The organism is Streptomyces sp. NBC_00178, assembly GCF_036206005.1.
GTDB lineage: Bacteria > Actinomycetota > Actinomycetes > Streptomycetales > Streptomycetaceae > Streptomyces.
The window spans coordinates 57,589-71,651 of sequence record NZ_CP108143.1 but is presented as its reverse complement, the minus strand read 5'-3'; the positions used below and the strand labels follow the sequence as shown (position 1 = coordinate 71,651).

5 protein-coding genes and 1 pseudogene are annotated in these 14,063 nt (G+C 68.0%); 3 read left to right on the top strand and 3 right to left on the bottom strand.

Annotated features, from left to right (window positions below):
* Positions 1-307: 307 nt before the first annotated feature.
* Positions 308-1,738 carry a protein kinase domain-containing protein gene (locus OHT61_RS00290; protein WP_329033919.1) on the bottom strand — a complete coding sequence of 477 codons (1,431 nt, stop codon included), beginning with the start codon at positions 1,736-1,738 and terminating at the stop codon, positions 308-310.
* Between the two features lie 116 nt (positions 1,739-1,854).
* Between OHT61_RS00290 and OHT61_RS00285 the strand changes: the two are divergent.
* A pseudogene (locus tag OHT61_RS00285) lies at positions 1,855-2,255 on the top strand (ATP-binding protein); the annotation flags it as partial.
* A gap of 723 nt (positions 2,256-2,978) precedes the next feature.
* Positions 2,979-6,563, top strand: coding sequence for a S8 family serine peptidase (locus OHT61_RS00280; protein WP_329033917.1), 3,585 nt, complete (start codon positions 2,979-2,981; stop codon positions 6,561-6,563).
* Between the two features lie 414 nt (positions 6,564-6,977).
* On the opposite strand, the gene OHT61_RS00275 is transcribed toward OHT61_RS00280, so the two are convergent.
* Positions 6,978-7,289 carry a hypothetical protein gene (locus OHT61_RS00275; RefSeq protein WP_329033916.1) on the bottom strand — a complete coding sequence of 104 codons (312 nt, stop codon included), beginning with the start codon at positions 7,287-7,289 and terminating at the stop codon, positions 6,978-6,980.
* Here OHT61_RS00275 and OHT61_RS00270 point away from each other — a divergent pair.
* A complete protein-coding gene (locus OHT61_RS00270) occupies positions 7,279-10,959 on the top strand; it encodes a S8 family serine peptidase (RefSeq protein ID WP_329033914.1) in 3,681 nt (1,226 codons plus the stop codon). The genes OHT61_RS00275 and OHT61_RS00270 overlap by 11 nt on opposite strands.
* 329 nt (positions 10,960-11,288) lie before the next feature.
* Here the strand turns inward: OHT61_RS00270 and OHT61_RS00265 are convergent, their stop codons facing one another.
* Positions 11,289-13,676 carry a ricin-type beta-trefoil lectin domain protein gene (locus tag OHT61_RS00265; protein WP_443049596.1) on the bottom strand — a complete coding sequence of 796 codons (2,388 nt, stop codon included), beginning with the start codon at positions 13,674-13,676 and terminating at the stop codon, positions 11,289-11,291.
* Positions 13,677-14,063: the final 387 nt, after the last annotated feature.

The window sequence follows — 14,063 nt, the reverse complement described above, 5'->3', positions numbered from 1 at the left end:
TGGTGTCACTCACCAGTACGGCACTGCGGTGGGCTGGGCCGAGGGAGCGAGACGGCGGCGCAAGCTTCACTCCCTTCCACCCGACCCGCTCCAAGGTGTCGCCACGTCACATCCTCACCCACCATGCCTTGTCAGCCACCTGTAGCAGAGGGGCGCTACCGGAATCCGCACCTGGTTGGGCGCTCGTGAGGCAGCCGGCCGCAGAGCGCTCATACAGGCGGCTGTCATTCGCCGGAAATAGCGGGTCACGCGAATTACGGGCCGGATACCTCCCGGCGATGGTGTAAGCGGCCCTGACTAAGTACTTTTACGGCCCGTCCGGATGCTCCTTCCCGGGGGGTGTTACGTCAGCGTTTCGGGGCCGCTGATTGTTCTTCTTTCGGGCCTTGCTGTCCTCCGTGTCTGCCTTCTTTGCATGACCGGGTGGTTGGGGGCGGTAGTGGGTCGCCTTGTCACTTGCCGTTGGCACTCTTGGAGTGTCCTTGTTCCTTGGTGTGGGTCGTGTTGACCCGTCCGCTGAGTTGCCTGCGGATGCGTCGGGGCGCTTGTCGGAAGAGGCATTGTGGTCAGGGGACGACGCCGTCGGCGAGGCACCGCGTGTCCTTTGCTGGGTTGTGTTGCCGGGTGTGTCCGTCATGCCGCTGGGGGCACCTGTGGCCCTGGTGGCGATGCGGTCGTTGTCTTGCGGTGTGGAGGTGCCGGTGACGCCGAGTGCGGTCGCCACGACAGTGGTGAGTGCGACGGCCGTGCCGGCGACGAGGGTGCGCCTCCGCGCGGGCGGAGGTGGGCTGGTGTATTGCCTTTCGCCGAGCCCGGGACGGGGGTGCGTGTAGCCGCCCGTTTGTGATGACGGTCCTGTGGCGACGAGGCTCGTGGTGGGGGGCACAGGAACGAGGGGACGGGGGGCTGTTGTGTCGGCTACTGCGCGCAGTTCGCGGGCACAGTCGCGGGCCGGTGGACGGTCCTGTTCGTCCAGGGCCGTCATCCTGCTCAGCAGGCGGCTTAGTTGTTCGGGGAGCTCAGGGGGCAGGATCGGGGGACGGTGCAGTCGTGCGATCGCGGCCTCCAGAGGGGAGCCCTCGTATTCGAGCGTTCCCGTGAGGCATTCGAGGAGTACCAGGCCGAGGGCGTAGATATCGGCAGGCCGGCCGACGGTCCGGCCGAGGACCTGCTCGGGCGAGAGGTAAGCGGGCGTGCCGATGAGTGTGCCAGTGGCCGTGTGACTGGTGGTGTCTAGAAGACGGGAAATGCCGAAGTCAGCCAGGTAGGGGTGGTCGGCGTGGTCCAGAAGAATGTTGGAGGGTTTCACGTCGCGGTGGATGATTCCGGCTGCGTGCGCGTGATCCAGAGCCAGAGCGACAGCGGCCCCGAGTGAGGCAGCGACCTCAGGGGTCAGCGGTCCCTGGGCTATGCGCTCCTTCAGCGTGATGCCTTCGATCAGTTGCATGACCAGGAAGGCACGCCCGTCGTGCTGCCCGGCGTCGAAAGCGGTAACGAGTGCGGGGTGGTGGAGCCGGGCCAAGATCAGCGCTTCGCTGTCCAAGCCCTCCTTCCCGCTGATACTTGCATCGGGCCGGAAAATCTTGACCGCGACCGGTCGTCTCAGCCGCAGATCGAACCCACGGTGCACGTCCGCGGCGCCGCCCGAGCCGAGGCGGCCGTCCAAACGGTACCGGCCGCTCAGCACCTCTGCTGAACCCCGGGAAGCCGTGGCTCGAGCGAAGTCGCGCAGCCTCATTTCCACTCCCTGCGTCGGAGGGCTCGCACCCTTGGCGAGTCCGTGACGACGCGCCTCCGCCACGGGTACCCGCCAGGAACTGGAGTAGCCTCACGCATTCACGTGTACGCCGGCACCTGCCACACCTGGCCGAAGACCCGACGTAATCCGCCCAGCGCGCCGACGAGGCCAAGATGGGTCACCTCGATTTCATCGACCTGGTCCTCTCCGAAGGTCTCGCCGTCCGCGAAGACCGCCGCTTTCGCACCGGTCTGCGAATCTCGAAGCCGCCTCACCACAAGACGCTGGACGACTACGACTTCTCTTTTCAGCCCGAACTCGACCCGCGCAAGGTCAAGGATCTCGCCACGTCGTCGTTCGTCGAGGCCAAAGCCAACGCCGCCTTGCTCGGGCCGCCAGGAGCGGGCCAGACGCACATCGCCGTCGCCGTCGCTCTCGCGATCGCCGCCTGTCGGACGGGCTACTCGATCTACTTCACCAGCCTCGACGACACATGGTCCGCAACCTCAAGCCCGCAGCAGGCTCACCAGGGTGCAGCGCTCCGGCAGGGGAGACCGGGACTCGAGCTACCACGACGAGGCGGAGGCGTACGACCGCACTGACGTCAGCTTCATGACGAGGAGTACCGGAGGAACCGCCCCGGCCGGCGGGCTCTTTCACAGAACGCCGTCACGGGAGGTTCGGCCAACGACGAGCTGCGAAGGGCCGGTGTACACCCCGGCGGTCTCACGTCCCATCCGCACCTGGCCGCTGCGTGGGCTCACGGCGACGCGGTCCACGGAAACGCCCCGGCGGTGTGACCACCTTGCTTCCGGGTCGGACTTCCGCCCAGGCCATGACCGACCGATGCACCGACGGTGCGGGCCGGAACCGAAACCAGCGGCAACCGTTCCGCCTACCGCCTACCGCCTACCGGTGATCGAAATATCGAACGGCAACTAGCCTTTGTCACCTGGGAATTGACGGTGTGTTGCGTCTGGCGCAGGGGGTTCCCAAGATCGACCTCCAGGACATACATTCCCGTCGGCCTGTAAGATCATTCAAGTCAGGATTCCCGTTGACACACCAACCTTCTGGAAGACGGAACCGCCTGCTCGTGCTCGCGGCCGCCGTCCTGGTCACAGCGGCGACCCCGCTCGTGCCCGCGTCGGCAAACCCTTCCCCGGCTCCAGGCGCGGCCAACTCCGCGCAGTCCGACATCGTTGCCCGAACCTCCACCGGCCGACCTACCGCAGTGGCCGTGACCCTCCTCACCGGAGACAAGGTCACCGTCACTCCCGCCGCTGACGGCGGCCCCGGCACCGTAGCCGTAGAAGATCCCGATGGTCAGCCCGCGGGTGCCCGGGTGATGACGGTGGGCGGCGACACCTATGTCTATCCGGACTCAGCCCGCCCGTACCTGGCGGCCGGATCCCTGGACCGGCGGCTGTTCAACGTCACCCAGCTCATTGCTGAGGGTTACGACGACGCCCGTCTCGATCATCTGCCCCTCATCGTGACCTATGGCGGCAAGGACGCGGGTGCGGCAACCCTGCGCCGCCGTGGTGACGCGATCCCGGGTGACGTCACGGTGCCGCTCAGCAGCGTCAACGGTGTCGCGCTGGCCGGGGACCGGGAGGACGGTGGCGCCCTGTGGGCCGCTCTGACCGGCTCCGGTTCCGCAAGCTCGGCCCGGGACGCCGACGCGACGTTCAAGGGCGGCATCTCCAAGGTGTGGCTCGACGGCAAGGCCGAGGCCGTGCTGAACGATTCGGCCGCCCAGATCGGTGCCCCCGACGTCTGGGCCGGCGGCAACACCGGCGACGGCGTCGACGTGGCCGTCCTGGACACGGGTTACGACCCCGGCCACCCTGATCTGAAGGGGGCCGTGGAGGACAGCGACAGCTTCGTGCCCGGCGAGGATGTCACCGACCGCAACGGGCACGGCACGCACGTGGCCTCCACCATCGCGGGCAGCGGCGCTGCCTCCGAGGGCAAGGAGAAGGGTGTCGCGCCCGGCGTGGACCTGCATGTCGGCAAGGTCCTCGACAACGCGGGGTCGGGCTACGACTCCTGGATCGTCGCCGGCATGGAATGGGCCGCGCGGGACGTGCACGCCCGAGTCGTCAGCATGAGCCTCGGCAGCAACGAGAGCGCCGACGGCGAGACCCTTCTCGCCCGTTCGGTGAACGCGCTCAGCTCGGAGACCGGTGCGCTGTTCACGATCGCGGCCGGCAACAGCGGACCCGAAGCCCAGACCGTCAGGTCGCCGGGCACCGCGGACTCTGCACTGACCGTCGGCGCGGTGGACTCCGCCGACGCGGTCGCGGACTTCTCCAGCCGCGGCCCGCGCTACGGCGACGACGCCCTCAAGCCCGAGATAACCGCGCCCGGCGTCGGAATCCTCGCCGCCAGATCGCAGTACGCTCCTACGGGATCCGGCTCCTATCTCACTCTCAGCGGTACCTCCATGGCCACACCGCACGTGGCCGGCGTAGCGGCCCTGGTGGCCGCCGCCCACCCGGACTGGAGCGGCACCCGCCTCAAGGACGCGCTGGTCAGCACGGTCCATCCGACGCCCGGTAACACCATCGACGACGGCGGCAACGGTCGCGTCGACGCCGCCGCAGCAGTGGGAACCCTCACCGCGACCGGGACGGCGGACGCCGGGATCCACGCGCCCGGCGAGGGACAGGCCGTCGTCGAGTCCACGGTCACCTGGACCAACACATCGGACCGGGCCGTCACCGTGGACCTGGCGGTGGACGCACCTGGTGTCCCGGCGGGCGTCTTCACCCTGTCCCAGGACCGGCAGGAGGTCCCCGCCCACGGCACCGCGGCCGTGACCGTCCGCACCGACCGCGGCAAGGCCGGCGAACTGCAGCGCTGGACCGGTCGGCTCACCGCGTCCGCCGACGGCAAGGTTCGCACCCGAACCCTGCTCGGCGTCAGCACCCGCCAGCGGCTCACCCACGTCAACGCGAAGATCACCGGGCGCTCAGGTGAGGCCACCTCCGGCGCCCTCACCTTCTATCGCAAGGGTGACGACTACGCGGGTACCTACATCTATGGCGGAGGTGTCTCCGACCAACTGCTGCCGTCCGGCCGGTACACCGTCTACGCGGACTTCCGCGTAGAAGGCACGCACGGCGCGGCCTCGGCCGGCTATGCACGCATGGTCCTCCCGCAGGTGGACATCACCGAAGACACCGACCTCGTCTTCGACGGCACGAAACTGCGTGAGGTCTCCGCCAGGACGGCGCGGAAGACGGAGAACCTCTTCCGGCGCCTCGACTTCCACCGTCAGTTCGACGACCACAGTTCGCTGACCGACAGCGTCCAGCTCGGTGACGGCTACGACAGCATCTGGACGGCGCCCACCGCACCGGGCGCCGACGGCTCCCAGTACCTCACTGTCCGCTGGCGCGACCAGCAGCCGCTGCTGTCGGTGACCGCCGGATCCCAGGAGTTCGACGACCTGTGGATCCTGCCCGGATCCGCAAGTCTCCCTGACGGCGACCACGGCTTCGACCTGATCCACCCCGGCGCCGGCATGGCGGCGGACTACAAGGGTGTCGACGCCAACGGCAAGGCCGCCGTCGTGCCCTGGGACTCCAGCGACGACGACACCGCGGACGACCAGATCAGGGCCGCGCAGGCAGCCGGTGTGAAATTGCTCCTGTTCGTGAACGACCTCGACGGGCGTCTGCGGGAACCCATCATCAAGTCGAGCATCCAGGTCGTGGGCCTGTCCCGCACCCAGGGCGAGAAGCTGATGGCTCGCGTCGACGCTAGTCCCTCGGCCGGCGTGTCCCTACGCGCCGCGTCCCACCCCGACAGCGACTACCTGTACGACCTCGTCCGCACCTGGAAGGGACGTATCCCCGCAGATCTCACCTATGCCCCCAAGGACCGGCAACTCGCCCGCGTCGAGACGGACTTCCGCAACCCGAACGGGCGCGAGGTGTACGAGAACCGTTACGACATCCACCCGTGGACGGCGTACAACGTCGACACCACCCGACTGAGCACGGCCGGCACGCACCGCACCGACTACGTCACGGCCGATGACGCGTTCAGCTGGTCCGAGGAGGCATTGCTCTTCCCCGTCGCTTTCAGCACCTCCGACCAGGTGCGTTACCCGGCCGGCCGCACCACCGACGTGCACTGGTTCGGAGCGGTGATCCGCCCACGCATCAACAGCACGGTCCAGCGGCCCACCCGAACCGGCGACCTCATCGATGTCGTCATCCCGGGCTGGGGCGACTCGGGCAGTGACCACGCAAACTTCTCCTCCTTCGGGAGTGCCGAGACCACGGGCAAAACCGAGTTGTACCGAGGCTCCTCCCTGCTCGGCACGAGCGAGAACGGAGTCTGGATCACGGTTCCGCCCGCCAAGGGCGCCTACCGTCTGGTGTACACGGGAACCCGGGACGGCACTTCCGAGTATCCCTACTCGACCCGTACCCGCACCGAGTGGTCGTTCGTCTCATCCACACCCCGCAGTGCCGATGGGACCGAGCAACTCCCCTTGATCCAGGTGGACTACGACCTGCCCACCGACGCGGACGGCAGGGCTGCCCGGGACGCGGCATTGATCGTCAAGCCCGTACACCTGCAGGGTGGCCCGCGTGCGGCGCTGCACACACGAAAGGTGGAGGTCTCCTATGACGAAGGCACCACCTGGACGACGGCACGCATCAGTGGCCGTGGCGACGGAAAGGTGAGTACCACGCTCGCTGCGCCCAAGTCCGCGCGGTACCTCACACTGCGCGTGCACGCCGGGGACAGCCGCGGCAACACCGTCACACAGACCGTGGTGAGAGCCGCGGGCATCGTCCGATGAGCGACAGGGGCGATCCGATCCGCGCATAGCGGTCACCCGCCCCGCGGCCAGGCCGAAAGGCCTGGCCGCGGGGCGGGCTCCTTCCGGATTCGGTCTCAGCCGTGACGGTGATCGAGCTCCGGCCGTGAACGATCACACCCAAGGGGCCGCGCACCCGCATCGGGCGGGCCGGTACTCGACAACGGGCCGGAGCGGCGCAGCGAAGCGACGCGGATCGGGCACACGTAGTTGCCAAGTGTGTGTCGAGGAGGGCGGTGCCGCGCCAGGTCGTGCTCCCGACGTGTGCCCCGTCGCGGACGACGCGTGTCCCGCGTTGACGGGCGGCGGCGGGAGCGGCGGCGGCCGGTGCCGGGAGAGGTCACCGCGCGAACGCGGAGGGTTTGAGCTGCGGTTCGTCCGAGTGGGCGGCTGGTCTCAACGTGCAGACAGATCAACCGAGATGGTGATTTCTGGTACGAGCCGGGAGCCCCTGGTGGCCTGATTTTGCACTACCTGTACTACCGGGAAGACGCGCAGCGGGCAAAACGACGTGATCATGGGCAGGTTGTTCGGCCCGCTGAGGTCCGAAACGTATAACAACGCACCCTGAACGGCCAGTTGGCCGCCAAGTGTGCCCTTTTGACGGGAGTTCTCTTTGTCGACCCCGATCCTTCGCAGATCGAAGCTATTGGCTCTCGGATCCGCCCTCGCGATTTTCGCGGCCGTGCCACCGGCGATGGCCACCACCCCGGACACACCGCCCGCGGCGCCGGGTACGTCCGACGCCGTCCGAGAGCGTGCCGCCGCCGTTCGTACCGTCACCCTGATCACCGGAGACACCGTCACCCTCGACGCCGACGGCACCGAGCCCCGGCAGGTCGAGGGCCCGCAAGGCGAGGGCATCGCCTTCGAGATCAACAAGGCGGGGAAGGACACCTACGTCTACCCCCACTCCGCCCTGCCGTATGTCTCCGCCGGTCTCCTCGACAAGAGTCTGTTCAACGTCACGCGCCTTCTGGCCGACGGATACGACGACGCGCACACCAACGGCCTCCCTCTGCTTGTCAGCTTTACCGACAGCAGCGCCGCCCGCGTGCGGGCGCTTCCCGCGGGAGCCACGAAGGTCCGCACACTGACCAGCATCCGTGGCGCAGCGCTGACCGAGGAGCGTGACCGGGCGGATGCCTTCTGGTCAGGGCTCACCGGCGAACCAGGGGAACGAGGCACCGAACGCGCCGCCGGCGCCTCGCCCACGCTCGCCCACGGCATCGCCAAGGTCTGGCTGGACGGGAAGGTCGAAGCCGCACTGGCGGACAGCACCGGGCAGATCGGTGCACCCGAGGTATGGGCAGCAGGCAATACGGGCAAGGGTGTCGACGTCGCCGTACTGGATACGGGCGTGGACTCGGGCCACCCGGATCTGGTTGACCGCATCAAAAGCGCCGTCAGCTTCGTGCCCGACGAGAGCGTCTTCGACGACTACGTCGGCCACGGCACACACGTCGCCTCGACCGTCGCGGGAACCGGCGCCGCCTCGGACGGCAGGGAGAAAGGTGTCGCCCCCGGTGCGGTCCTCCACATCGGCAAGGTCCTTGCTACGACATGTGACGTCGGCGGCTGCGGAGCCCAGGGCAAGGAGTCGTGGATCCTGGCCGGCATGGAGTGGGCCGCCCGTGACCGGCACGCCAAGATCATCAACATGAGCCTGGGCGGTGCCCCGTCCAGCGGTGACGACCCGATGAGCCAGGCCGTCAACCGGCTCAGCGCGGAGACCGGCGCGCTCTTCGTGATCTCGGCCGGCAACAGTGGTGCCCCTTCCACCGTCGGCTCGCCGGGCGCCGCGGACGCCGCGCTCACCGTCGGGGCCGTAAACGCCTCGGATCAGCTCGCAGGCTTCTCCAGCCAGGGTCCGCGCGCGGGCGATTACGGACTCAAACCGGAGCTGACCGCACCGGGAGTAGACGTCCTCGCGGCACGTTCGCACCTGTCCGAGGGCGACGGCCTGTACCGGACGATGAGCGGTACCTCGATGGCCGCCCCGCACGTCGCGGGAGCCGCCGCCCTGCTCGCTGCGGCGCACCCGGACTGGACCGGCTCGATGCTCAAGGACGCTCTGATCAGTACCGCCGCACCCACCCCGAAGTACACACCCTACGAGGCCGGCGCCGGCCGCCTCGACGTCGCGGCCGCCGTGCGGAACACGGTCTTCGCGACCGGCAGCGCCTACTCCGGTTACCACCTGTGGCCGCACCCGAGGGGGGAGAAGACCGACAGGTCGGTGACCTACACCAACATCGCACCAACCCCTATCACTCTGGACCTGACGGTCCATGCCCCGAACGCACCGCAGGGTCTCTTCAGCCTGTCCACCAGGATGGTGACCGTACCCGCACACGGAGCCGTCGATGTGACGCTCACGGCAGACCTGGACCAAGCCCCGCCGGACAGCCACTTCAGCGGTGTGATCAACGCCGTCGGCAAGGACGGAAAGGCCGTCGCCCACACCCTTGTCGGGGTCGGCAAGGAAGCCGAGCGCTACAACCTGTCAGTCACCGCCAAGGACCGCGGCGGCAAGCCGCTCTCCGGGGTGCTCACCGTGGCGGCCAGGAACTACTTCCATCAGTACACGCTGGGTGAGTCGGGCACATCCGCCGTGCGGCTCCCGGTCGGTACGTACGCCCTGTGGCTCGATGCGGACGTACAGGGCACGCACGGCCCGCACTCCCTGGGCAAAGCCATGCTGAGCGTCCCCGAGATCAGGCTCGACCGCGACCGGCATGTGGTGCTGGACGCCACCGAGGCCCGCCAGGTCAGCGCTGTGGTCCCGAAGAAGACCACCGACTCCGAAGTCCGCATGGACCTGTACCGGTCCTTCGACTCCGACCACTACACCCTCGGCACCCTGGATCCCGGAACTCCGGGTTACGACAGTATGTGGGTGCTGCCCACGGGCAAGAAGGTCACCAAGGGCGAGTTCGCCTTCGGCGCGCGCTGGCGCAAGGAGGAACCGGCACTGACGGTGGACGCCGGGGGCGTGGGATTCGACGACCTCAGGGTCCAGCGGGGCGGCACTCCGCTTCCCGACGGACGGACGACCCTTGCGCCGGTTCTCGCCGGCCAGGGCGCCGCGGCCGACTATGCCGGACTCGATGCCAGGGGCAAGGCCGCCGTAGTGCTGCGCAGTGATGCCGCCACGGTGGAGGAGCAGGCTTCCGCGGCCGCGCAGGCGGGCGCACGACTGCTGCTGGTGGTCAACGACGGATCCGGCCGCCTCGAGCCGTGGCCCACCGGGGTACAGTCCTTCGCCACCCCGCCACCCGTCACGGTGGCCACCCTCACCCGAGACGGGGGTGAGGAGCTGATGGCCCGGATCCGGCGTGGAAGGACCCCGCTCACACTGCACGCGAGCCGTGTCACCGACTACCTCTACGACCTCGTCCGTCGCTACGAAGGCTCGATACCCGCCGACCCGACCTATCGGCCGGACACGGACGACCTCGCCCGAGTCGACGTCTCCTTCCGCAACCACCGGCAGGCCCGGGCGTCCGACTACCGTTCGGACATCTGGGAGGGTGTTGCCATGGGCGCGTCCTTCCTGCACGAGGTTCCGGCCCAGGGACATCGCACCGACTGGGTCTCGGCCGACACGGACACCCCATGGCTGGAGCGGGTCCAGATTCCCGGCGAGGTCCAGGAGTCGTCCGCTGCGGTGCGCTACAGAGCGGGCAGTACCACCGATCTCCACTGGTTCGGCCCCATCCACCGCCCGCGCCTCGACAACCGGACAGGAGTGCAGCAGCGGACCGACGACGCGTTCTACGTCAACGTCCCGGGCTGGGGCGACTCCGGTGGCGGCCACGTCGGGAGCACATTGGGCAATCCGGGAGTGGACAACATGGTGTCGCTGTACCAGGGAGACACGCTCCTGACCCAGGAGTACTCCGACTATGTTGCCTTCGCGGGACTCAACCCCGACCCCCTTGCCTACCGGCTCGTCTCCGAGAACGCACGGGGCTACTGGACGAATCCGTATTCCACCAGCACCCGGACCGAATGGGGTTTCACCTCGGCGGCCGATGTGCCCGGAAAGGCCACGGTACTGCCTCTGATCCAGCTGGACTACGGGGTCGACACCGATCCCGAGGGCAAGGCACGACGCAACGCCACACTCTTGGTCACCCCTTCCCATCTCCCCGGAGGACCGAGTTCCAAGGACATCAGGGCACTCACTCTCGACATCTCCTACGACGACGGCACCACCTGGCAGAAGACGAGCCTCACCCGCAGAGGTGACAGCTGGGAGACCAGGCTCCACGCCTCCTCCAGAGCCTCGTACGCCACCCTGCGCACGTCGGCACACGACCGCCGGGGCAACAGCGTGACGCAGAAGATCACCCGCGCCTTCGGGCTGAAGTAGCACCCTCCTGTCGACCGGTCGGGGACCGCGCTCAACGGCCCGTCCGGTCGACAGGTCCCAGGGCTGGCTCGGGCTGGGCTGATCGACGGCGGCAGCGGCGACCCGAGGGGGAGGGACCCGCCGATTTCCCCCTACAGGCCACCACTCACCTCGGCGGGAATACGGAAAGGTGATGACCTGCACAACCCACAGACGGAGGTGAGGGGGCCCGCCGACAGTACCGAACCAGAGGCCGGGGGAGCGCGGTCCGAAGCGAGGGCAAGGGACGTGCGCTCCGCCCCTTGCCCCCTGGGGTCAACCCTCACGGGTTACGCGTGCCGCCCGCCGTCCTACGGCAGTACCCACTTCTGGTTGGAACCGGTGTGGCAGGCCCACAAATGGACCTGTGTGCCGTCGTTCCAGACGCCCCCGGAGGCGTCGAGGCACTTGCCGGACTGCGGGTTGCGTACAGAGCCGTCGGCCTGGGGCTGCCAGGTCTGCGCCGCGGTTCCGTTGCAGGTCCACAACTGCACCTTGGTGCCGTCAGCGGTGCCGGCGTTGTCGACATCCAGGCACTTGTCCAGGGCGCGCACGGTCCCGTCTCCGGAAACCGTCCACCGTTGGGCCGCGGTGCCGTTGCACGTCCACAGCTGGATCTTCGTGCCGTCGGCTGTGCTGCTGTTGTCCACGTCCAGGCACTTGCCGGCGACCCCCGTCACCTCGCCGGTCCGCGAAGTGACTCCGGGCAGCTGGTTCATCGTGTACCAGGCCTCGGTGCTCCAGAGCTGTCTGCCGTCGGTCGTACTGAACGGACGGGCCGAGCGCACATGGACGACTCGGTCGGCCTTGAGCCCCGGGACCGCCAGCGTGACCGTCTTGCGGTCGGCCGAGAGGGTGGCCGACTGGGCGGTGAGGCTCTCCTCGTCGACTTTGGGGCCGCCGTAGGCCGCGGTCGGCACGTAGCGCCACTGTCTCAACTTGTAGTGCCCGGCAAGGTTGGCCGCGGTCTCCGTCGACACGGGCTGGGTGTACTCCAGCTCGAAGCCGCCCGGCACTGCGCGCATGGAGCGGATGTCGAGGGCGTCGGTGCCGTTCGGTGTCAGCTTCTGCAGACCGTAGCTGAGCTTGCCTTCCTGGCCCCAGTTGCCGCCCGCACCCAGTCCGCCTGCGTAGAGGGCACCGTCCGGGCCGACGCTGATCCGGGTGACGCCGGCCTCCAGCCCCTGCGTGAGACGGAAGACCGCGCCCTGGTACTCACCGCCGACCTTCTCCAGGAACGCGCGCTGGATGCCGCCGTACGTCACGTCACCGAACAGCATCTGGCCGGCGAAGGGGCCTTCCTTCAACTGGAGGGGAGTGCTCGGCGAGTTGGCTATCTCGTTCTGTGGGAGCCACAGCACCGGCTTGCTCACCGGGCGAGAGTCGAAGGGCCCGCCCGGGTTCATGTAGTGGTTGAAGAAGCGGTCTTGCTTGATGTGCACCAACTTCGACGAGGGCAGCCAGCCGCCCTGGTTGTCGGTGACGAACATGTCGCCGTCCGGGCCCCATCCGATGCCGTTGGGGGTACGCAGGCCGCCCGCGACGTAACTGATCGCGCCGTTCGACTTGTTCACCTTGATCGTGGTGCCGCGGTTCGGTGCCGGCTGGGGGTCCGTGGTTGCGCCGCCGTAGTTGATCGACACCGACAGGTTCAGGTAGAAGAACCCGTCCTTGTACAGCAGGCCGAAGGCGAACTCGTGAAAGTTGTTGCCGAACGGCCAGGTGGCGATGCGCTTGTACTCGTCGATGACGCCGTCGCCGTTGGTGTCGTTCAGTTCGGTCAGCTCGTGCTTCTGGGAGACGTAGAGCTTGCCGTCCACGTACTTGACGCCCATGGGCTCCTTCAGCCCACTCGCGATCTTCTTGTACGTCACCTTGTCGGGTCCGGTTGCCCCGGTCACGTTGCTCAGCAGGTACACCTCGCCCGTGCTGTTGTCCGTGCCGCCCCAGGTGGTCACCGCGAGGCGGCCGTCGGGCAGCCAGTCCATGGCGGAGACCTGCGGTTCGAAGCCGGCCGGCCGCAGGTTCGTCAGGGTGTAGTTCGGGTGCACCCCGGTCAGGGGCAGGCCGTCCCCTGGCGTATCAAGGGCACCTTCGCACTCCTTGCGACCTGGCGATGTCACGCGCACGACGCCGGCGTCGGTGCTCAGCACCGAGTTCGGTACGACGCTGAAGCCGGTGGCGCCTGGGGGCTTCCAGGAGAGCGTGATCTGCTGGCCGCCGCCCGCCTCGAAATGCTCGATCCGCAGGGAGTGGTGGCCGGCCGTGAGTGAGACCGTGGCGTCCTTGGGCAGGTCGGAACCGTGCAGGCCGTCGTGGTCGATGACCAGTTGGTCATCGACGTAGAGGCGGGAGCCGTCGTCGCTGGCCAGCCGGAAGGTGTGACTGCCGTTCGTGACGACGTTGAGGTTTGCGGTGACCTGGCTGACGAAGTTGGACGCAAGCCCGAAGTCCGCGTCGGAAGTCCAGTTGATCACCGACATCTTCTTGTCGATGTTCGGCGTCTGTCCGGGCTTGAGGGTGCAGAGCGTCTTCAGCGACGCCTGTACGTCGAAGACGCGGAGCGTCACACCGGGTTCCTGCGGGGGAAGGGGCTCCACCTGCGGGGCGGCCGCGATCGCGGGACGCGACAGGCCGAGGGCCAGTAACGGAACGGTGAGCGCTACGGCCAGACGTCTGCCGAGTCGGTGGGAGAACATCCTTGGATACACGTGACCTCCTGTAGGTCCCCCGATGCCGGGGAACGCAAATGGGGCAAGGTGCAGGATCCACCGCCGCCGGAGCGCGCCGTCGTTCCGGATACGGAGAGTTGCGGATATGCGGACGGTGATGCGTGAGGCACGTACCATCGCCTCACCGCCGCGTCGCACACAGTAGGGACTTCCTCCGGGCACGTCCATGCTTTGTCATGAGCGCGTACAAAGTTCCGTGAAATCCGCGGAGTGGGTCGAGATCACCGACCAGGCGCACCGCGCGGTCAAACCGGACGGCTGGACCCTGCGCGACGCGGACGGACACGGCTACCGCTTCGACGAACGTCCGCCTCGCCGGCCACGCCATCGTCCGCGTCCAACGGGCATCGGTCG